16 protein-coding genes are annotated in these 20467 nt (G+C 58.3%); 3 read left to right on the plus strand and 13 right to left on the minus strand.

The genetic code is table 11. From position 1 onward, the window contains the following. Positions 1-55: 55 nt before the first annotated feature. From AACZ86_RS00520 to AACZ86_RS00535, 4 genes are all read right to left on the minus strand, one after another. A complete protein-coding gene (locus AACZ86_RS00520) occupies positions 56-1210 on the minus strand; it encodes a nitronate monooxygenase (RefSeq protein ID WP_339688566.1) in 1155 nt (384 codons plus the stop codon). Between the two features lie 93 nt (positions 1211-1303). Beyond that, positions 1304-3301 carry an acetyl-CoA carboxylase biotin carboxylase subunit gene (locus tag AACZ86_RS00525; protein WP_339688568.1) on the minus strand — a complete coding sequence of 666 codons (1998 nt, stop codon included), beginning with the start codon at positions 3299-3301 and terminating at the stop codon, positions 1304-1306. Positions 3302-3406: 105 nt separating this feature from the next. Continuing rightward, positions 3407-4219, minus strand: coding sequence for an enoyl-CoA hydratase-related protein (locus AACZ86_RS00530; RefSeq protein ID WP_339688570.1), 813 nt, complete (start codon positions 4217-4219; stop codon positions 3407-3409). Further along, entirely contained in the window at positions 4216-5838 is a 1623-nt protein-coding gene (locus AACZ86_RS00535) for a carboxyl transferase domain-containing protein (RefSeq protein WP_339688573.1), read from the minus strand. The genes AACZ86_RS00530 and AACZ86_RS00535 overlap by 4 nt, the downstream gene beginning before the upstream one ends. A 121-nt stretch (positions 5839-5959) precedes the next feature. Here AACZ86_RS00535 and AACZ86_RS00540 point away from each other — a divergent pair, with 121 nt between their 5' ends. Beyond that, positions 5960-6688, plus strand: a complete 729-nt coding sequence (locus tag AACZ86_RS00540) for a TetR/AcrR family transcriptional regulator (RefSeq protein ID WP_339688575.1) — start codon at positions 5960-5962, stop codon at positions 6686-6688. Between the two features lie 56 nt (positions 6689-6744). Here AACZ86_RS00540 and AACZ86_RS00545 read toward each other — a convergent pair whose 3' ends face one another. From AACZ86_RS00545 to AACZ86_RS00555, 3 genes are all read right to left on the minus strand, one after another. Next, a complete protein-coding gene (locus tag AACZ86_RS00545; RefSeq protein WP_339688577.1) occupies positions 6745-8934 on the minus strand; it encodes a 3-hydroxyacyl-CoA dehydrogenase NAD-binding domain-containing protein in 2190 nt (729 codons plus the stop codon). Between the two features lie 89 nt (positions 8935-9023). Continuing rightward, the gene (locus AACZ86_RS00550) at positions 9024-10238 is read right to left on the minus strand and encodes an acetyl-CoA C-acetyltransferase (protein WP_339688579.1); all 1215 of its coding nucleotides are present in this window, start codon (positions 10236-10238) and stop codon (positions 9024-9026) included. Positions 10239-10378: 140 nt separating this feature from the next. After that, positions 10379-11539, minus strand: coding sequence for an acyl-CoA dehydrogenase family protein (locus tag AACZ86_RS00555; protein WP_339688581.1), 1161 nt, complete (start codon positions 11537-11539; stop codon positions 10379-10381). Positions 11540-11691: 152 nt separating this feature from the next. Between AACZ86_RS00555 and AACZ86_RS00560 the strand changes: the two genes are divergently transcribed. Next, entirely contained in the window at positions 11692-12258 is a 567-nt protein-coding gene (locus AACZ86_RS00560) for an NAD(P)H-dependent oxidoreductase (RefSeq protein WP_339688583.1), read from the plus strand. A gap of 1 nt (position 12259) precedes the next feature. Here AACZ86_RS00560 and AACZ86_RS00565 read toward each other — a convergent pair whose 3' ends face one another. From AACZ86_RS00565 to AACZ86_RS00590, 6 genes are all read right to left on the minus strand, one after another. Continuing rightward, on the minus strand, positions 12260-13261 hold the full coding sequence (locus AACZ86_RS00565; protein WP_339688584.1) for an SDR family NAD(P)-dependent oxidoreductase: 1002 nt from the start codon (positions 13259-13261) through the stop codon (positions 12260-12262). 202 nt (positions 13262-13463) lie between these two features. Continuing rightward, the gene (locus tag AACZ86_RS00570) at positions 13464-15980 is read right to left on the minus strand and encodes a TonB-dependent receptor (RefSeq protein ID WP_339688587.1); all 2517 of its coding nucleotides are present in this window, start codon (positions 15978-15980) and stop codon (positions 13464-13466) included. Positions 15981-16242: 262 nt separating this feature from the next. Continuing rightward, positions 16243-16854, minus strand: coding sequence for a uridine kinase (gene udk, locus AACZ86_RS00575; RefSeq protein ID WP_339688590.1), 612 nt, complete (start codon positions 16852-16854; stop codon positions 16243-16245). Continuing rightward, complete coding sequence (locus AACZ86_RS00580) at positions 16851-17795, minus strand: 2-oxoglutarate and iron-dependent oxygenase domain-containing protein (RefSeq protein ID WP_339688592.1); 945 nt, start codon at positions 17793-17795, stop codon at positions 16851-16853. Before AACZ86_RS00580 ends, udk begins: the two co-directional genes overlap by 4 nt. Before the next feature lie 44 nt (positions 17796-17839). After that, positions 17840-19072 (minus strand): NupC/NupG family nucleoside CNT transporter, encoded by a 1233-nt coding sequence (locus tag AACZ86_RS00585; protein ID WP_339689354.1) that lies wholly within the window; start codon positions 19070-19072, stop codon positions 17840-17842. A 40-nt stretch (positions 19073-19112) separates the two neighbouring features. After that, positions 19113-19682 carry a TIGR00730 family Rossman fold protein gene (locus AACZ86_RS00590; RefSeq protein ID WP_339688595.1) on the minus strand — a complete coding sequence of 190 codons (570 nt, stop codon included), beginning with the start codon at positions 19680-19682 and terminating at the stop codon, positions 19113-19115. A 127-nt stretch (positions 19683-19809) separates the two neighbouring features. On the opposite strand from AACZ86_RS00590, the gene AACZ86_RS00595 reads away from it, so the two are divergent. After that, positions 19810-20451, plus strand: a complete 642-nt coding sequence (locus tag AACZ86_RS00595; protein ID WP_339688597.1) for a queuosine precursor transporter — start codon at positions 19810-19812, stop codon at positions 20449-20451. Positions 20452-20467: the final 16 nt, after the last annotated feature.

Raw genomic sequence — 20467 nt, forward strand, 5'->3', positions numbered from 1 at the left:
AGGAAGCATATGGTGCAATTGATCCCGCGACAAGCTCAGGATGGATAGGGAAACGTCATTCGCCCAGATTGGCGGCCAGTCTTTCATATGCGGTGAGAAAATCTTCCTTGAAGCCCTGCACCACCTGACCGGCGGTCATCTGTTCGTTCATCAGGCCAACGCCCTGCCCGACCCAATAGGTGGCCAGATCCTTGGCGCCCTGATTGTCACCCTGACTGAGCTTGTCGAGCACCCGCAACGGAGGCTCCGCGACCAGAGACTGTAACGGCATGGGAAGCGGGGATGGCGCGCCCTCAGCCTGCCAGGCATCGGTCCAGGGGGAGCGCAACTGCCGCGACGGCTTGCCGGTGCGCGAGCGCGCCCGCACGGTGTCGCGTGATGTGGCAGCGAGCATTTTCTCTTTCACCACCGGATTGGTCTCTGCCTCGACCGTGGTCAGCCAGACCGACCCGCACCAGACGCCGCTGGCACCCATGGCCATGGCGGCCGCCATCTGCGCGCCGGTGGCAATGCCGCCCGCGGCCAGTACCGGCGTGTCATCGCCAATCTGGGCGAGCGCGTTGCAGACTTCCGGGATCAACACCATCGTGGATATATCTCCGGTATGGCCGCCGGCCTCGCCGCCTACGGCAATGATGATGTCGACACCGGCCGCAACCTGACTCATCGCATGATCTCTCGTCCCGACCAGAGCGGCGACCGGCACATTGTGCCTTTGCCCCATTTCCAGCATCACTTGCGGCGGGATACCCAGAGCATTGGCGATCAGTTTGATCGGATGGCGGAAAGCGACTTCCAAAATCGCTGCCGCCGTGCCGCCGCGCAAATTGTCGGTGAAGGCGACCTGTTCGCGGCGGACCGCTTCGATGTCCTCGGCGCTACGCGCTGCATCGACACCATGACGCTGCATTATGTCATTGGTAAATTGCTTATATTCGTCCGGGATCGAGGCGAGCACGGCATCCGGATCAAGCTTTTCGCCCTTTCCCTCGACCTTGTTCGGGACGATGATATCGAGACCATAAGGCTTGCCGTCGACATGGGCGTCGATCCAGTTGAGCTCCTCTTCGAGCGTCTCCGGCGAGCAGTTTACCCCGCCAAATACGCCCATGCCACCGGCTCTGGAGACGGCAGCGACGACATCGCGGCAATGGGAGAAGGCAACCAGCGGAAATTCGATGCCGAGCATGTCGCAGATTTTATTGTTCATTGGTGGGTCTCCTCATTGCCGTTCGCCCTGAGCCTGTCGAAGGGCCCGTGGCGGTCAATCGTACTTCGACAAGCTCAGCACGAACGGTCTTTATCAACTATCGGTTTCTTCAGCTTCATCGGCGACAATTTCCAGGATCAGGTCATCGGCTGCAATCTGTTTGCCAGCGGTTGCCGCGATGGTTTCAACCGTCCCGTCAATCTCGGCGAGTATCTCGTGCTGCATCTTCATCGCCTCGAGCACGGCCAGCTTGTCGCCCTTGGCAACCCGCGCTCCGGCTTCGACCAATATTTCGAGCAACAGCCCGTGCATCGGCGCGACCACGGTTCCGCCGCCGCCGGCGTCTTCCATGGCGCTGAGGCCGGTCAGGTCGGTGACAGTCAGCGAGCGTTTGGGCAGCGCCAGATACAGGGTGCGATGGTCATCATAATAGATGGCTTCGATAGTCCGCCCGTCAACGCGCAATTTCGCGTGATCGGCGGTCAGGCTGATCAAGTCCACCTCGACTCCTTCTTCGCCGGATCTGACCCGGTAATGACCGGGCTTGTCGACATGGACATGGATGGTCTGGGCATCTTCGCCGTCGGCATATTGCGCCACGGTTTCCAGCGAGCCGGTGCTGGACCAGTCGAGCATTTCCGGATTGACGTTAAGCGCCAGCCTATGCGCCGCCTGTTGCCGCAGCTTGTGATGGATGACCGCCGCGATGGCATAAGAGGCGAAATCATGCGCCCCGAGATCCACCCCGTCTTCGCCGTAATTCTCGGCGATGAAAGCGGTGGTTGCATCACCGGCGACAAAGTCCGGCCGGTCGAGCGCATCGATGAGGAAATCGCGATTGGTCTTGGGGCCGAACAGGGCTGTTTCCGATAGCGCCTTGATCATCCGCCGCCGCGCTTCGTCGCGGGTTGCGCCATGGGTGACGATCTTGGCGACCATTGAATCGTAAAAGGGTGATACTTCGCCGCCGGTCTCGATACCGCTGTCGACCCGCGCGAGGCCGGATGGCTGCCACAAATGGATCGGGCCGGTGCTGGGCAGAAAATCATCTGCCGGATCTTCGGCATAGAGCCGGACTTCCATCGCATGGCCGGTGAGCGTGATGTCCTGCTGCTCAAGACCGAGCAAGTCGCCTGACGCGACTTTCAGTTGCAGTGCGACCAGATCAAGACCGGTGATTTCCTCGGTCACCGGATGTTCGACCTGCAGCCGCGTGTTCATTTCGAGAAAATAGAAGCTGCCCGACTGGTCGAGGAGAAACTCGACCGTTCCGGCACCGACATAGTCGACCGCCTTGGCCGCTTCGACCGCAGCCGCGCCCATTTGCTCGCGCAATAGTGGCGTCATGACAGGGCAAGGCGCTTCCTCGATCACCTTCTGGTGGCGACGCTGGACAGAGCAATCGCGCTCGCCGAGATGGATGGTATTGCCGTGGCTGTCGGCAAAGACCTGGATTTCGACGTGGCGCGGCTTGATAATCGCTTTCTCGAGGATCAGTTCGCCATTGCCAAAGGCGTTCTCCGCCTCGGACCGGGCCAGTTTGATCGCATTGGGCACGTCTTTGAGATCATGGACCAGCCGCATGCCGCGACCGCCACCACCAGCGGCTGCCTTGACCATCAACGGCACACCGATCTTGCCTGCTTCGGCGACCAGTACATCGTCCGCCTGATCATCGCCCTGATAGCCGGGCACGCAGGGCACGCCGGCGGCGATCATCGCGCGTTTCGACCGGGCCTTGTCGCCCATCACGTCGATCGCTTTTTCCGGCGGGCCGACGAAGATGATATTCGCGTCAGCGCAAGCCTTGGAGAAGGCCGCATTTTCCGAGAGAAACCCGTAGCCGGGGTGAATCGCATCGGCGCCGGTGTCCTTGGCGGCCTGGATGATCTTGTAGATCAGCAGATAGGATTCATTGACCGGAGCCGGACCGATATGCACCGCGTCATCGGCCATTTTGACATGGGGCGCGTTCGCGTCCGCGTCGGAATAGACCGCAACCGTGCGGATGCCCTGCGCCTTGGCGGTGCGCATCACCCGGCAGGCGATTTCGCCGCGGTTGGCAACCAAGAGTGTGTTGATTCGGGTCATTTTATTTTCCTTCACCCCGTTCGTGCCGAGCCTGTCGAAGCATGGTTTCGCGCCAGCTGTCCTTCGACAAGCTCAGGACGAACGGAAGAATTTGCGAATATCTGTTCATTCCGGTTTCACCACCCAGCTGGGCTTGCGCTTCTCGAAGAAGCTGGCGACGCCTTCCTTGGCCTCGTCGCTGACCATGCGGTCGGCGAAATTCTCTGCGGCTAGTCGGACCACCTCTTCGCGCGGCTTTCCGGCAATCTGGCCGAGCAGTTCTTTGGTTGCAGCCACGGCGCCCGGCGCTGCGCCCAGGACCTGTTTTCGGAGCTGCATTTCAATGGCTTCCAGACCCGCGACATCGTCGGCGATGAAATCCGCGAAGCCCAGTTTATGGGCCTCTGTGCCGTCAAACCGCGCGGCGGTCAGCATCAACCGGCGACCGGTGGCATAGCCGAGCTTCTGGATCACAAAGGGGGATATCTGAGCCGGTGTCACGCCAATGGCGGTCTCGGTCATCGCGAAGCGCGCGCCGCTTTCGCAGATCACGACATCGGCGCAGCAGGACAGGCCGAAGCCGCCGGCCATCGCCGCGCCTTCGATCAATACGATTACCACTTGCGGCGCGGTGTTCACCAGGTCGAAAATCTCCGCTGCACCGCTCGACATCTTGATGATCGCCGCGCGGTCGCCGCTTTGCTGGAAATTTTCCTTGAAATTCTTGAGATCTGCACCGGCACAGAAGACGCCGCCGCGCCCTCTAAGGGTGATTCCGCGCACTGCGCGATCATCACGAACGCTTTTCAGCACTGTGCCAAGTTCCGCAACCAAGACGTCACTCAGGGCGTTGCGGTTTTCCGGCTGGTTGAACCAGATGGTGAGCCAGCCCTGTTTCAGTTCGAGCTGCAGGGTCTCGGTTACGGGAAGAGCGCTCATATCCGCGCCACCCCGAAGGCATTGGGGTGCAGCGTCCGGTTCTGTGCCTCGAAGATCGTCTCCAGAGCAAAACCGAGAACCTTGCGGCTGTCACGCGGGTCGATCACGCCATTGTCGAGCACCCGGCCGGAGGTGAAGAAGGCGCTTTCCTGCGCTTCGAAAATATCCTTGATCCGCTGTTCCTGCTTGGCAATCGCTTCTTCGTCGGGTTCAACGCCTTTGCGCTTGGCCTGAACCCGGGCGACATGGCTCATCGTGTTGGCCGCCGAAGCACCAGCCATGACGCCAGTTTTCGCGTTCGGCCAGCTGAACAGGAAATCGGGCTCGAAGGCGATGCCGCTCATCCCGTAATTGCCCGCGCCAAAGCTCGCGCCGATATAAAGCGCCAGTTTCGGCACCCGCACGTTGGATACCGCCTGGATCATCTTGCTGCCGAGCTTGATCATGCCCTTATGCTCGGACTCGGTGCCGACAATATAGCCGGTGGTGTTGTTGAGGAAGATGATCGGTAGCTGCGACTGGTCGCAAAGCTGGAAGAAATGGGTCGCTTTGGCCGCCGCTTCTGGATCGAACGGACCATTATTGCCGATCAGTCCGACCGCATGGCCCATGATGCTCGCCTGCATGCAGACCGTGCCGGGGCCATAGCGTGGTTTGAATTCCTCAAAGTCCGAACCGTCGACGATCCGGGCCGCGACTTCGCGGACATCATAGGGGATGGTATAGTCGGTCGGCACGACACCGGCAATCTCGTCGATGTCGTAGATAGGTTCTTCATAATCATTGCGACGGATCGGGGTGGTATTCTTGTTCCAGTCAAGCCGGCCCATGGTTTCGCGGGCGATGGCAATGCCGTGGGCATCGTCATCGGCGAGATATTCGACGCTGCCGGTCGTGGAAGCGTGCATTTCCGTGCCACCAAGCTCGCGGTCGTCGGCGACTTCGCCGGTTGCCGCATGAACCAGCGCTGCGCCGCCGAGCGCTGCCATGCCATTGTCGCGAATGCCGATCACATAGTCCGACATTCCGGGCATATAGGCGCCGCCAGCGGTTGACGGTCCGTGCAGAACCACCATCGTCGGGATACCCGCCGCACTTAGCCACGCAAGATTGCGGAACAGCATGCCGCCGTGCGCCCAGAGCTCGACCTTATATTCCATCAGGTTCGCGCCCGCGCTTTCAACGAGATGGATGAACGGCAATTTGAGATCCTGGGCAATTTTCTGTGCGCCCTTGCTGGCATCCCAGCCGCCGGAGGTCGCTGCCCCGGCCCGGATACCACTGTCATCGACCCAGATCATGCAGCGCACGCCTTTGACAAAGCCGATACCCAATATCACGCTGCCACCGGGAATGCTGGTCTCGGGATTGCTGTCCTCGAGCAGATAATTGGCCATATTATACAGGCGCAAGAAGGGCATTCCGGGATCGAGCAAACGGGTCAGCCGCTCGTGCGGGGTCAGCTGGCCGCGTTTTTCAAAGGTCGGACGACGCTTTTCCGACGCATCAACCGCGCGCTTCTCGAGGCTGCGGAGATGATCGATCAGCGTCAGCATGTCCTTGCGGTTCTGCGCAAAACTGTCCGAACCGGTGGCAATTTTCGATTTAAACTGGGGCATATTCAGGACGCCTTTGCGGGAAATGGCACAGCGGAATATTCGTCATTTGACACATTCAGTCTCCTATGGCTATTTGAATAGCATTCGGTATTTTCGAGTCAAGCTCAATAAAGGACAGGTTTTGGCGACTAAAGTGGTCACTTTGGAAACCCAGCGCAGCAAGCTGGAGCGCAAGGAACAGGCGATTCTGGACGCGGCGCGCGCCATTTTCGTCAACCATGGCTTTGACGGCGCGCGCATGTCGGAGATCGCGCGCCGCGCCGGTATCGGCGAAGGCACGATCTACAGCTATTATGAATCCAAGGCCGAATTGATGCTCGCGGTCTTGCAGAAATTCTGGGACGGGCTGACTCTGGAAGCCGAGGCAGTCATGGCGTCAAGCACGGTCGAGGATTTTTCCGACCGTTTGCGGGCGCTGGCGCAATATCATCTGAATACGGTGATATTGAACGCCGACTTCATCAATCTCAGCTTCGCCCTGCGCCGCAACAATAGCGAGGTCAGCGTCTCGCGCGACCATCTGCGCCATTATGTCGCGGTTTTCGACCAGCTGTTCCGGCGCGGGCAGGATCGTGGAGAATTGCGGCAGGACGCGGTGCTGTGGCAGGCGCGTGATATCTTCTACGGCACCCTGGAATATAGCGCGCGGTCGATCGAGATGACCATCGGGGCAGAACGGGCCGAACGACAGCAAGGCCCGGTGGTCGAGCAGATGGTGGCGTTGTTCGAGGCTCATTATGGAGCGGATCGCGCTGCTAAACCGGCGGATAACGCCAATATTGATCATATGTCCCGGCAGATTGAGCAGCTCGACGCAAAGCTCGATGCGCTGGCGAAACGGGTTTCCTGACAGGCAAAAAAAGAGCCCCCGAAGGAGCTCTCTTTCTTATTCTTGGTTGTTCCGGCTTAGGCTGCTTTATAGAAGCTCTCGCCAGCGTCCGCTTTTTCGCGGAAGCTCATAGGCGGTTTGAACCGTTCGCCATGTTGCTGCGCCAGATTGTCGGCGATGCGGACGAAATTGTCGACACCCATCGTGTCGATATGGCTCATCGGACCGCCGGTCCAGGGCGCGAAGCCCCAGCCGAAGATCGCGCCGAGATCGGCAGATTGCGGATCGGAGACCACGCCTTCGTCGAAACATTGTGCGGTGGCGATCAGCTGGATGAACATCAAGCGCTGTTTGACCTCTTCGACATCCGGCTGTTCTTCGGCCAGCGCGAAATGGTCGGCGAGGCCAGGCCAGAGCTTTTTCGACCCGTCATCGGCATATTCGTAGAAACCACCGCCAAAGCGCCGTCCACGACGGTCGATCTGCTTGACCATGATGTCCATCAGCTCTTCGGTGCCGCTCGGAACATAGGCGTCGCCCAGTTCTTCCTTGGTTGACGTCATAATGTCATAGCCGAGCTGCAAGGTCGTTTCGTCGACCACGGCGAGCGGGCCAATCGGCATGCCCATCGCGATTGCGGCATTTTCGATCAAGGCCGGTTTCACGCCTTCGGCGACCATCAGCATCGCTTCATTGGCATAAGGCGGGAACACACGGTTGGTGTAGAAGCCGCGGACATCCTTGACGACAATCGGAACCTTGCGGATTTTCGCATTATAGTCGAGCGCAACCGCCAGAGCCTTGTCGCCGGTTTCGGCGCCAGGGATGATTTCCAGCAACGGCATTTTCTCGACCGGCGAGAAGAAATGCATGCCGATAAACTGGTCAGGACGTTCGCTGTTCTTCGCCAGACCCGTGATCGGGAGAGTCGAGGTGTTGGATGCAAAGATGACATCCTTGCCGATGACCGCTTCGGTCTTTTTGATCACGTCGGCCTTGATGTCCGGACGTTCGAACACCGCTTCGATGATCAGGTCGACATCTTTCAGATCGTCATAATTATCGGTCGGTTTGATCCGCGCCATGAAAGCATCGGCTTTTTCCTGCGTCATCTTGCCACGCTTCACGCCCTTGTCGACGATCTTCTGGCTGTAGGCGATAGCCTTTTGCGCTTCTTCCATGCTGCGATCGAGGACGACCACATTCATGCCGCCCTTGGCCGTGACATGGGTGATGCCGGAGCCCATCAGGCCGGCACCAAGCACGCCGACGGTCTTGAGTTCTGTTGGTGGCACGCCTTCAGGGCGGGCTGCGCCCTTTTCCGCGGCCTGTTTGTTGATGAACAGGGTGCGGATCATATTCTTGGCTTGCGGGCCGGAGAGCAATTTGGTGAAATATTTGCTTTCGACACGCAACGCGGTGTCGATCGGCAGCATCGAGCCTTCATAGAGGCAGGACAGGATCGCCTTGACCGCTTCGTAATTGCCCTTGCTCTGCTTCAGCGCAATCGCCGAGGAGCCGAGATAGAGCGGAACGGCGCGCGGATCCATCGATCCGGCACCACCGGGGAATTTATAGCCCTTCTTGTCCCATGGCGCGGAGGCCTTGGGATTGGCTTTGACCCACGCTTTGGCTTTCGCGACGACTTCGTCAGCGGGGACGACTTCGTCGATAAAGCCCTGGGCCTTGGCAGCCTGCGGGTTGGTGGGTGCGCCCATCATGATCATCATGCCGGCGGCCTGCAGTCCGGAGAGGCGGGGCAGGCGCTGTGTGCCGCCGCCGCCGGGCAGCAAGCCAACCTGTACTTCAGGCAGGCCAAGCTGGATCTTGAGATTGTCGGCGCAAACGCGATAATGGCAGGCCAGCGCCAGTTCGAGACCGCCACCGAGAGCGAGGCCGTTAAGGGCACAGGCAACAGGTTTGGCGTGGGCCGTGCCCTTGAGCAGGTCCTTGGCGCTGTTTCCGCCGGTTTCCATGCGGCGCAACATGCCGTTGAGTTCCCAGGCGCTTTCAAACGCTTCGGCCATGCTGGCGGCTTTTGACGCGCCGAGCATGTTGAGATCGGCACCGGCGAGGAAGCCGGATTTCTTGCCCGATGTAATCACCGCGCCCTTGATTTCTTCCTTGCTGATCAGCTCTTCGACGAAGGTTTTGAAGTCAGTGATCAAGGCCTGGTTCCAGACGTTCATCGACTGGCCGGGGAGATCGATGGTGACCAGGGCAATGCCGTCGCTGTCAATATCCACTGTGAATGTTTCGTAGGTCATGTGTTCTGTCCTGTATTCGTTTTCCGGCAATGGCCGGAATCCAGTTCAAAAAGGGAGCCTGCGCCCGGTCCTGGCCGGGGCGCAGTCAATTAGTTCACCCGTTCGATGATCGTGGCGATACCCATGCCGCCGCCGATGCAAAGCGTCGCGAGAGCGGTCGATTTGCCGGAACGTTCGAGCTCGTCGAGCGCGGTGCCGAGGATCATCGCGCCGGTCGCGCCGAGCGGATGGCCCATGGCGATTGCGCCGCCGTTGACGTTCATCACGCTATGGTCGACATTCATCGCATCCATGAAGCGTAGAACGACGGCAGCAAAGGCCTCGTTCAATTCCCACAGATCGATATCATTTGCTGTCATTCCAGCACGTTCCAGTGCCTTCTTGGCGGCAAATTCGGGGCCGGTCAGCATGATCGTCGGTTCGGAGCCGATGGCTGCCATCGACACGATCCGCGCCCTGGGTTTCATACCATATTTCTCGCCAGCCATCTCGTTACCGACGAGAACCGCTGCGGAACCGTCGACGATGCCCGAGCTGTTACCGGCATGGTGGACATGGTTGATCTTCTCGATCTCGGGATGCTTGAGGATCGCGACATCGTTGAAGCCGGGCATTTGCTCGCCCATCATCTTGAACGCAGGGCCAAGCGCGCCGAGCGACTGCATATCGGTTTCGGGACGCATCAGTTCGTCGCGATCGAGCACGACTTCGCCAATCACATCGCGGATCGGCAGGATCGATTTGGCGAAGCGCTTTTCGTCCCACGCCTTGGCGGCGCGCTTCTGGCTTTCGACCGCATAGGCGTCGACATCATCGCGGCTATAGCCGTATTTGGTGGCGATCAGGTCGGCGGAAATGCCCTGAGGTACGAAATATTCCTGAAAGACGAGAGTCGGGTCGGCCATGCCGCCGAGACCGTCGCTGCCCATCGGGATGCGCGACATGGATTCGATTCCGCCGCCAATCGCCAGATCGGTTTCGCCGGAGCAGACCTTGCCGGCCGCGATGTTCACCGCTTCGAGACCGGAACCGCAGAAGCGGTTGACCTGGATCGCGGATGTTGTGTCGGCATAGCCGGCTTTCAATGCCGCCATGCGGCTGATTACCGCGCCTTGCTCGCCCACTGGAGAGACGCAGCCAAAGGCGATGTCTTCGACTTCGTGGCCCTCTAGTTCGTTGCGATCGTTGATCGACGCCAGTACCTGGGCGGAAAGGTCGAGAGCAGTGATTTCGTGCAGGGCGCCATCGTTGCGGCCCTTGCCGCGCGGCGATCGCACTGCGTCATAGATAAAAGCTTGCGTCATTTGGGGTTCCTCTCGCTGGAAGAATTGGAAGGATGTTGCGCAATGCTAATGGTGCAGTGCAGCATAGTCAAGCAGTTTACGTAAACGTCAACTTGAGGAGAAGGCGACTCGCCTTCTCCCGGTGCCGTTTGCATCATAAACTAATCTAGGATCGATTGATATTTCTGGCTGAAAACGTCGCGGCCGACGATGTAGCGCATGATCTCGCTCGAACCGGCATAGATCCGGCTCATCCGGGCGTCGGTGAATATGCGGCTGATCTCATATTCTTTCATATAGCCGGCGCCGCCGTGCAGCTGCAGGCCGAGATCGGCCATTTCCCATTCGATTTCGCTGCCCAGCATCTTGCCCTTGGCAGCGATATTGGCGTTGAGCCCGCCTTCGTTGTGGATATCCACACAATGGTCGACATAGACTTGCAGCATGTCGATTTTTGCGTCCATTTCCGCCATTCTGAACTGGGTATTCTGCATATCCGACAATTTCTTGCCGAAAACATCCCGGTCCATGACAAATTCGCGCGTTACATCGAAGGCGCGCCGTGCCGAGGCGGCATAGCCGACCATGGCGATCAGCCGTTCCTCGGCCAGCCCTTCCATCAGATGGATGAAGCCCATGCCGGGCGTGCCCAGCGTATTTTCCTTCGGTATCTTGACGTCATTGAAGAATAGCTCGGCTGTATCCTGCGCATGAAGCCCGATTTTTTCGAGATTCTGGCCGCGCTCGAAGCCTTCCATGCCGCGTTCGAGGATCAGCAGGACCATCGCATGTTTGTCTTCGACACCGTCAATCTTTGCAGCGACAATCACCACGTCGGCGTTGATGCCGTTCGAGATATAGGTTTTCGATCCGTTGAGCAGCCAATGGTCGCCCATGTCTTTCGCGGTGCTTTTCATGCCGGATAAATCGCTGCCCGCGCCGGATTCGGTCATCGCGACGGCGAGGATCGTCTCACCGGTCACACATTTCGGCAGGAAGCGTTCACGCTGCTCTTCATTGCCTATATTCTTGAGATAGGGGCCGACCAGCCGGCTGTGCAGTGTATTATACCATTCGCCGCATCCTGCCCGCGCGGTTTCCTCGATGATGATCTGCTCGTAGCGGAAATCATTATCGCCCATGCCGCCATATTTCTCGTCCGGCCAGATCATCAGGAAGCCCTGATCGCCAGCCTTCTTGAATATCTCGCGATCGACGATCCCGGCTTCGCGAAACTCGTCCATTCGCGGCGCGACTTCGTCGGCGAGAAAGCGACGATAGGCGTCGCGGAACATATGCTGTTCTTCGGTAAATTTGCGCATGGAAACATCCTTTGATCGTGGAGAGAAGCGCGCGCTCGAAGCCCGCTAGTTGTTGCCGGTCTTAATGGGCGAGATTTAATCGGTCAATTAAGAAACAAGTCTGTTAAACAAGGCCGTTGCAATTGCCCATCAACCATCGTTATGGCGTTCGCGTGGAACAGACAAAAAAACCTTTCATCCTCGGGCTTGGCGGTACGACCAGTCCGGTATCCTCGACCGAAGTCGCGCTGGCGATCTCATTGCAAGCCGCAGAAGCTGCAGGAGCGGAAACAGAATTGTTCGGATCGGATCGCCTGATGGCACTGCCGCATTACCGGTCTGATCCGGCCGGCCTGAACCAGACCGGCAAGGATCTTGTCGAACTGGTCCGCCGTGCCGATGGCATTTTGATCTCGAGCCCCGGCTATCACGGCACCATCTCTGGCCTGGTCAAGAATGCGATCGATTATATTGAAGAGACATCGACCGATGGTCGTACCTATCTCGACGGTTTGCCGGTCGGGCTGATCGTCACCGCTTACGGCTGGCAAGCGGTCGGCAGCACATTGGCTGCGCTGCGCTCGATCGTTCACGCCCTGCGCGGCTGGCCGACACCGCTGGGCGTTGGAATCAATGCATCGGGTGGAATGTTCAGTCAGGGCGTCTGCACGGACGAAAGCGTCAACGAGCAGCTTAAAATGGTTGCACAGCAAGTGATGTTACGCGCCGAAACGCGCTAGATCACTGCGGCGGCAGATTGCCGTAGAAGTCCCGATACCAGCTGACGAACCGTTTCAATCCGTCTTCCAGCATGACCTTGGGTGCATAGCCGGTCAGCGCGTGCAGCTTGGATATGTCCGCATAGGTTGAGGTCACATCGCCGGGCTGCATCGGTCGCATGATTTTTTCGGCTTCAAGGCCGAGCGCATCTTCCAGTGCGGTGATCATGTCCATCAAGCCAACGGGGCGGCTGTCGCCGATATTGAGGATGCGATGTTCATGCCGCTCGGGCGGATGGTCGAGCGCGCCTAATATGCCGTCGACAATATCATCGATATAGGTGAAGTCGCGCGCCATCCTGCCTTCGCCGTAAACCTCGATCGATTCGCCAGCCAAAATCTTCTGGGTGAAACCGAAATAGGCCATGTCGGGCCGACCCCAGGGACCGTAGACGGTGAAGAAGCGCAGGCCGGTCATCGGAAAACCGTAGAGTTTCGCGTAGGACTGGCTCATCAACTCGCCCGAGCGCTTGGTTGCGGCATAGAGCGAGACCGGATCGGTGGCGGGTTCTTCTTCGGTAAAGCCTTCCCCGCCCATCGGCTTGTCACCATAGACCGAGCTTGAAGATGCATAGACCAGATGCTGGAAATTCTCGGCATGGCGGCTGGCTTCGAGCAGCGACAAATGGCCCTGCAGGTTGGACTTCTGGTAAGCGAACGGATTCTCGATACTGTAACGGACACCGGCCTGTGCCGCGAGATGGATGATCCGCTGCACGTGGTTGGTCTGGACCAGCGTCTTGACGCCATCGGCATCGGACACATCCATTTCGACAAAGCGGAAACCGTCCAGAGCCTCGAGATTGGCGAGCCGTGCGGCTTTTAGCGCCGGATCATAATAATCATTGAGATTGTCGATCCCGATTACCGCTTCCCCGCGCTCTATTAGACGCGTCGAGACGGCATGGCCGATGAACCCGGCGGCTCCGGTGACGAGAATGGGAGATTTTTGGGTGTCAGGCATGATGGCTTCCGTTGATGTCAATCGCAGTGCCTCTAGCACGAACCGGTAAAGATATTGCAAGCGATTGCAGCGGCCATTCCGTCCGGAGGCGCAGCTAGTCCTTGCGCAAAGAAAAACGGCGGCGCTTTTCAGCACCGCCGTCTTTTTAATCCTTGTCAGTCCGGCGCGATCTCGTGCCGTACCAGACTTGATGTTGTTGTGCTTAGTAGCCGAAGATGAGCGAGATGCTTGCCGCGCGTGGCGCACCGATTTGGACAAATGGCGAATTGCCGTCCAGATCGCCACCAAAGCCGCCTACATATAGCTTGTCGAGCAGGTTGGTCACGTTCAGCTGGACTGCAACATCGTCGCCGAACTGGTTCTGCGTGATGTTCCACCGCAGGTCGAGGTCGACCAGCGTGTAGCCGCCAACAGACCGTGTGTTGGTGTCATTGACCCAGCGTTTGCCGGTGTGCTTGACCTGGGCACCCAGTTCGAAGTCGCCGAACTGCTGCTGAACACGAGCACCAACGGTCCAGAGCGGGGCTCCGCTTTCATTCTTGCCGGCAGTAAGAGCAAAGATCGGATCGCCAACCGCGGTGCACTGGGCAACGCCGTTTGTAATATCAGCGGCCGAGCAAACGTCGGTCTGAACATTGTCCTGGATATCCGATTCATTGATCGAACCGAAAACATATACCATTGTTTCAGGCGTTGGTGACCAAGCGATCGAGGCATCGAGACCATATTTGTCTACACGGCCGAGGTTCCGGAATACCGATTCATCAAGGATCGGATCATAAGATGACGCGAGCCGGTTATTGTAGCGGGTATACCATCCAGCGAACTGGGCCTGGATGTTGCCGGTCCGATACCGAAGGCCCAAATCGAGACTGTCGGTTGTTTCGGGAACTGGCTGAACGCCCGGTGCGTTCTCCGGGAAGTAAAGCGAGTCATAAAGCGGATCGGTAGCCGGTACCGAAAGCCCCTTGGCATAGTTTGCAAATACGGATGCGCTGCCGAAAGCATAGGTCAGACCGATGTTTGGCAGGATGTCATCATATTTATAGGTACGTGACTGAGGAATTGCAGAGCCGGTAACGGTGTTGGTTGCTGCATCATAGCTGTATGGATTCGCCGCTTCATAGGCTGCGCTGACGCCGCCAACGCAATCGAGAAAACCGCTTGCAGATGTGGTGTAGCAATTCTGGTTCAATTCGCGCTTGAAGAACGGTGCCCGCAAACCGAGCACTGCGGTCAGACCGCCAAATGTACCGCGATATTCGCCTGAAATCTGATGCAGTGTCGCGTAGGACTGGCGATCGCGTTTGTTGAGTTCAAAACCGTCTACCGTAACCAGTCCGTTGTTAACCGGGAACACGTCGGCAATTTCGCCGTTGAGAAGCGCAACCGAGGTCTGGCCGGTCTGGCGATGGTTGGCATCGTCATAAGTATAGGCCAGACGGAAACGGTGGTCCGGGTTGAGCTCGTAAGAGAGGTTTGAAATAACACCGAAACGCCGGGTGCGGGTCTGGCTTGGATCGTGACCCGTTACTTCGTCGAGCGTATCGCCGTCACCGTTGAGGTCACGACCGAAATAATAGCGCCCGCTAATGAAGCCGGTCATTTCAACACCGCCAACGTTGCGGGTCTGCTCGAGCAGTTCTTCGTCGCCGCCGCCATTCGCCTTCACATACTGGTAGCTCGGATCGACCGAAAGAACCAGACCGTCCGTCAAGGTGAAGCGCGATGCGCCACGGATGTTACCGGTATTCGACGGGTTGTATCGGCGATCAAATTCCGCGCCGCAATTGTTGTCGCTCTGGGCGGTTCCGGCTTGAGGAGCCTCGACCGTGCAAGGGAAGTTGATGTCGTAAAAGCGGTCCGCTTTTGTCGCCGGGAAACTGTCCAGCGAGAAGGAACCGAAGAAGTTGTTGCGGTTTTCGTTATAGTGACCCGCGACAGCGATGAAGTCGCCATTGCTGCCGATATCCTGCCAGATGCGGCCGTTATATTGCTGCTTTTCGACAATGCCGTAGTTGTTGAACGGGTTGTTGTAACGCGTGTAGCTGGCGGAAACGAAAGCCTTGGTGCCGAAACCGGTGATGTCGCCGGTGTCGATCATGCCGAAGCCGCGCATGTAAAGCCGGCTGCGGTTGTCGGTGTCGCCATTGGCAAAGGTGCTACCGGCTGAGAGCGTGCCGGTCAGCTTGAAATCGTCGCTGGGCTGGCGGGTACGAAGGTTGATCGTGCCGCCCACAGCGGAAGCGGTCGGGCTGTCGACGTCGGTCACGCCGAGGTTGACGTTGACCTGCTCGATGATTTCCGAATCGACCTGCTGGTTGGTGTACAGCGCATAGTTGCCCGAATCGTTGAGTGGCAGACCGTCAAGCGTCTGCGAAATGCGATCATCGCTGAAGCCGCGGATCGTGAATGAACCGCCGGAAGAACCCCATGGGTCATTGTTCTGGAAGCTGACACCGGGAACGAGATTGACGATATCATTGACCGTCTGGCCGGGGCGTTGACGACGGATGATTTCTTCGTCGAGAACCTGCTTTGCCTTTGGCGTGTTGGGAATTTCAACGCCACCGACATCGACGGTTCTTCCGCCGGTTACGATGATGACATCATTCTCAAAATCGACGGTACCGGTCGACTGGGCCGAGGCGGATGTTGCCATCAGGCCCGCCGTTGAAAGGCTGACTACGCTGGTAGCCAAGAGATATTTAATCTTCATGATAAGAATTCCCCGTTGTGCGCCGCAATGGTTTGTGCACCGCAATAAAAAAACTGTCTAAAGCCTGAGCGACGGCACATCATGTGCACCGCCGGATCAACGCCGGTCGTCTGTAGGTGCCATTAATGACAGTTTTGTCTCAATTGAAACGTCATATGCCGCACTGCAGCATTTTTATTATTTTCCGGTTCGCGAATTTGCCACGATATTGGTCGAAAAGAAGTGGTTTGGGGACCGAATATCCAAAATTAGAATATTGTTTTCAATATTTTATTAGCGAAGCGATCTTCTCAAACAGCGCACCGAAAGCGGCTTCGCACTGTTGCGAATTTATCACAATGTCGGCGTGGGTTTTGGATGGTTCGACATGGAGATCGTGCATCGGACCGACCTGTTCGGCGAATTGGTCGTGCACCGACCGGGCTGTGCGCCCTCGTTCGCGGACATCGCGTTCGAGTCGGCGGGCAAAACGGGTTTCGGAATCGCATTCGACGAAAATGCTCAAATCCAGCAACTCGCGCAACGGCTGGTGCTGCAGGATCAATATGCCGTCGATCAAGATTAGCGGCCGCGGTTCGGTCCGCTCGGTTTCCGTCTTCGGCAAATGGGTGGGAAAATCATAAAGCGGCCGGTCAATCGCCTCGCCGCTCTTCAACTGGCGCAATTGCGAGCACATTTGGTCGAAGTCGACGGCATCGGGGTGATCAAAATTGGGACCGCCCTTGCCTTTTGGCGCATCGCCAAAGCCGAAAAAATAGTCATCCTGCGGCAGAACGACGCATTGATCCGGTCCCAGCTTCTCGAAGATTTTGCGGGTCAGTGTTGTTTTTCCGGAACAGCTGCCGCCGCTGATGCCAACCACCTTCGGAGTCATATGAGGCCGATCTCGCGCAGGCGCTGCATCAGATAGTCATGCGCGGTGATTGGTTCCGGATAGAGATCGGGGTGGGTGTCATCGATGCAGCTTGGCAGGGTGTCGATCGCATAATCGGGCCGGAAGTGGAGGAAGAAGGGCATCGAGTAGCGCGAATGGCCACGCCGTTCCGGTGCGGGATTGACCACGCGGTGGGTCGTCGAGGGCAGGCGGTTGTTGGTCAGCCGCTGCAGCATGTCGCCGATATTCACCGCCAGCTCGCCCGCCTTCGGGGTCACCGGCCGCCAATGGCCATTCCTGTCGAGCAGTTCCAGACCGGCCTCTTCGGCGCCGATCAGCAAGGTGATCGTGTTGATATCCTCATGCGCTCCGGCCCGGACGGCTGGCGAATCTTCGGGGACCGGCGGATAGTGGATCAGCCGCATCACCGAATTGCCGTCGCGTACCGTATCGACGAAGAAATCCGGGGCGAGTCCGAGAAAGCGCGCGATCGCCTCCAGAATACGCGCGCCGGCTTTGTCGAAGGCGGCGAACATTTCGAGATAGGTTTCGCGGAACCCGTCGAGTTCCTTTGGCCAGATATTGGGCGGCATGAAGGGTTCGAAAGCGTGGCCAACTGGCAGGTCGCGGCCGATATGCCAGAATTCCTTGAGATCGCTGATATTGCTATCCTTGGCGCTTTCGGTGCCGAACGGCGTGTAACCGCGAGCACCGCCGCCGCCGGCTATGTGATAGGATCGCTTCACCTCTTCGGGCAGGGCAAAAAAGGCGCGCGACATGGCTTCGGCGCGTTCGATCAGTTCGTCGGGGATGCCATGGTCGGCGACTACGGCAAAGCCCCAGTCGGAGAAGCTGCGGCCGATCTGTTCGGCAAATGCGTCGCTATCTTCGTCCGCCATGGCGAGCGAGACGGCGGCCAATGTGTCTGGGTTCTGGGTCATGCTCTTAAAATGCGCTCCGGTGCTGCTTTGTCAATCGGGATGAATCAGCCGAGCGACAGCAATATGCCGGCGAGCGCCGCGCTCATCAGATTGGCGAGCGAGCCTGCGGCCAGCGCGCGCAGGCCGAGCCGGGCGATGACCGGACGCTGATTGGGTGCAAGGCCGCCGGTCACGGCAAGCTGGATGGCGATGCTGCTGAAATTGGCAAAACCGCATAGCGCGAAGATGACAATGGCATTGGTCAGCGGGGAAATGCCGTCCTGGATCTTGCCCAGTTCGATGAAGGCAACAAATTCGTTGAGCACGACCTTGGTCCCGAACAGGCCGCCCGCTCCGAGGGCTTCGTTCCAAGGGACGCCGAGCAGGAACATGACCGGCGCAAAAATATAGCCGATGATCATCTGGAAGCTGAGATCCGGCATGCCGAACCAGCCGCCAATGCCGCCGAGCAAGCCATTGGCCATGGCGACCAGCGCGACAAAAGCGAGCACCATCGCGCCGACCGCCACTGCCAGTTTGACGCCGGTTTGCGCGCCCATGGCCGCCGCCATAATGATATTGGCAGGCTTTTCCTCTTCATATTCGACCGCGACCACCAGCTCCTCCGGAGCGGGATCAGCGGGATTGTCCGGCATGATGATCTTGGCCATCAAGATGCCGCCGGGTGCCGACATGAAGGCAGCAGCGAGCAGATAGTCGATGCGGATGCCCATTGCGGCATAAGCAGCCAATATCGTGCCCGCGACACCGGCCATGCCGACGCTCATCACGGTGAACAGCTGCGACTGGGTCAGGCTGGCGAGATAGGGGCGGATGACCAAAGGCGATTCGGACTGGCCGACAAAGATATTGGCGGCTGCACAGAGCGATTCGACCTTGGAGATGCCGGTGATCTTCTGGATGCCGCCGCCGACCCATTTGATGATGAACTGCATCACCCCGAGATAATAGAGGATCGAGATCAGCGCCGAGAAGAAGATGATCACCGGCAGCGCGGCAATCGCGAAACTATTGCCGCCAATCGACGGGTCGGCGAGCGGGCCGAAGATGAAATTGGTGCCGGCCGAAGCATAGCCGAGCAGGTTGGATACGCCGAAAGCCATGGCTTCGATGATCCGCTTTCCGGCCGGTACATAAAGCACGATCACGGCTATCCCGGCCTGCAGCGCAAAGGCGGCCCCCACCACCCGGAACCGGATGTTCTTCCGCCCGGTCGAAAGGCCAAAGGCGATCAGCAGGATCAATGCCATGCCGGCCATGCTTGTCAGGATCGGTATCATCGGACTCTTCCAGTCAATATTTCGGGCCGGATCTGGCTCACCAGGTGAAACTGCCGGTTTCGCTATTGCAGGCGGCAGCCAAGCGGTCGAGGCAGTCGTCGATATCGTCGGAGACGATCAGATGTTTGCGCCGTTCTGCGGACACGAAACCCTGTTCCGACATTGTGTCGAGAAACGCGATCAGTGAATCCCAATAGCCGGCGATATTCAAAATGGCGAAGGGCTTGTTGTGATAGCCGAGCGCGTTCCAGCTCCAGGCCTCGAACAGTTCGTCCATCGTGCCGACGCCGCCCGGCAAGGCTACGAAGGCATCGGTCAGATCGGTCATCTTTGCTTTGCGCTCGTGCATATTCTGGACGATGTGCAGCTCGGTGACGCCCTGATGCGCGACTTCCAGATCTTTCAGCATCTCGGGAATGACACCATGAACCCGGCCACCCTCGGCGAGCACCGTGTCGGCGATAATCCCCATCAGACCAAGCCGCCCGCCACCATAGACGAGGTCAACATGGCGTGCCGCCATGGCCTTGCCGAGCAATATAGTCGATTCGGCATAAGCCGGGTCCTGCCCGGCATTGGCGCCGCAATAAACTGCCAGTCTCTGCAAACTATCCCCCGATCGCGCGACACAAGGGGCCGCGATCTGCTGCGTTCAATATTCTTTGTCCCTATAGAAAAAATCACACTTGTGACTATTTCTTTTTTTTCGTCGCAGACCGCGCTAGGCAATCGCGATGAACGAAATTTCCAAAACCAACCTTATCCCGCGCTCCCTGTTTGTGTTCGCGGTCCTCTATGGCGGGATGACCTGCATCGCCGGAATCCTGGGCGCGAAGCAGGTGGCGCTCGGGCCGCTGGCCGTCGAATCGGGGATTTTCCCGTTTCTGCTGCTGGTCGTATTGTCGAGTTCGGTCGCCGAATTGCATGGCCGGGATGTCGCCAACCGGCTCGTCCGCTTTGGTTTCATTCCGCTGATCACCGCGATCATCCTGATCCAGATCGTATTGGCGCTGCCGACCGATCCGGGCATGTACGAACCGGCGAAAGAAGCTTTCCCGATCATATTGTCGCAAGGCGCGCGGCTGATGTTCGCCGGAATCATCGCTTATGGCGTGTCGCAGTTCCTCAACGTCTATATCTTCTCCCGCCTCGCCAATATGAAGGGCGCGATGCTGGCCTTGCGCGCCGCCATTGCCAGCGCATTGTCGCAGATTGTCGACACGCTCATTTTCATCACCATCGCCTTTTACGGCGAGCGGCCGATCGGACAATTGTTGCTCGGTCAGGGTTCGGCCAAAGTGGTATTGTCCTTCCTGCTGGTGCCCTTCCTGATCATATTTTTCGTGAAACTGGGGCGGAGACTGGATCGCGACTGACGCCTTTTTGGCCAAT

The organism is uncultured Parasphingorhabdus sp. (genome assembly GCF_963975735.1).
In the GTDB taxonomy this organism is placed as follows: domain Bacteria; phylum Pseudomonadota; class Alphaproteobacteria; order Sphingomonadales; family Sphingomonadaceae; genus Parasphingorhabdus.

Bases quoted from the DNA above. Each gene is read 5' to 3' on its own strand.
- AACZ86_RS00525 (WP_339688568.1), bottom strand. From the start codon at position 3,301: ATGACCCGAATCAACACACTCTTGGTTGCCAACCGCGGCGAAATCGCC.
- AACZ86_RS00520 (WP_339688566.1), bottom strand. From the start codon at position 1,210: ATGAACAATAAAATCTGCGACATGCTCGGCATCGAATTTCCGCTGGTT.
- AACZ86_RS00565 (WP_339688584.1), bottom strand. From the start codon at position 13,261: ATGCCTGACACCCAAAAATCTCCCATTCTCGTCACCGGAGCCGCCGGG.
- udk (WP_339688590.1), bottom strand. From the start codon at position 16,854: ATGACTCCGAAGGTGGTTGGCATCAGCGGCGGCAGCTGTTCCGGAAAA.
- AACZ86_RS00580 (WP_339688592.1), bottom strand. From the start codon at position 17,795: ATGACCCAGAACCCAGACACATTGGCCGCCGTCTCGCTCGCCATGGCG.
- AACZ86_RS00570 (WP_339688587.1), bottom strand. From the start codon at position 15,980: ATGAAGATTAAATATCTCTTGGCTACCAGCGTAGTCAGCCTTTCAACG.
- AACZ86_RS00535 (WP_339688573.1), bottom strand. From the start codon at position 5,838: ATGCCCCAGTTTAAATCGAAAATTGCCACCGGTTCGGACAGTTTTGCG.
- AACZ86_RS00555 (WP_339688581.1), bottom strand. From the start codon at position 11,539: ATGCGCAAATTTACCGAAGAACAGCATATGTTCCGCGACGCCTATCGT.
- AACZ86_RS00545 (WP_339688577.1), bottom strand. From the start codon at position 8,934: ATGACCTACGAAACATTCACAGTGGATATTGACAGCGACGGCATTGCC.
- AACZ86_RS00550 (WP_339688579.1), bottom strand. From the start codon at position 10,238: ATGACGCAAGCTTTTATCTATGACGCAGTGCGATCGCCGCGCGGCAAG.
- AACZ86_RS00530 (WP_339688570.1), bottom strand. From the start codon at position 4,219: ATGAGCGCTCTTCCCGTAACCGAGACCCTGCAGCTCGAACTGAAACAG.
- AACZ86_RS00595 (WP_339688597.1), top strand. From the start codon at position 19,810: ATGAACGAAATTTCCAAAACCAACCTTATCCCGCGCTCCCTGTTTGTG.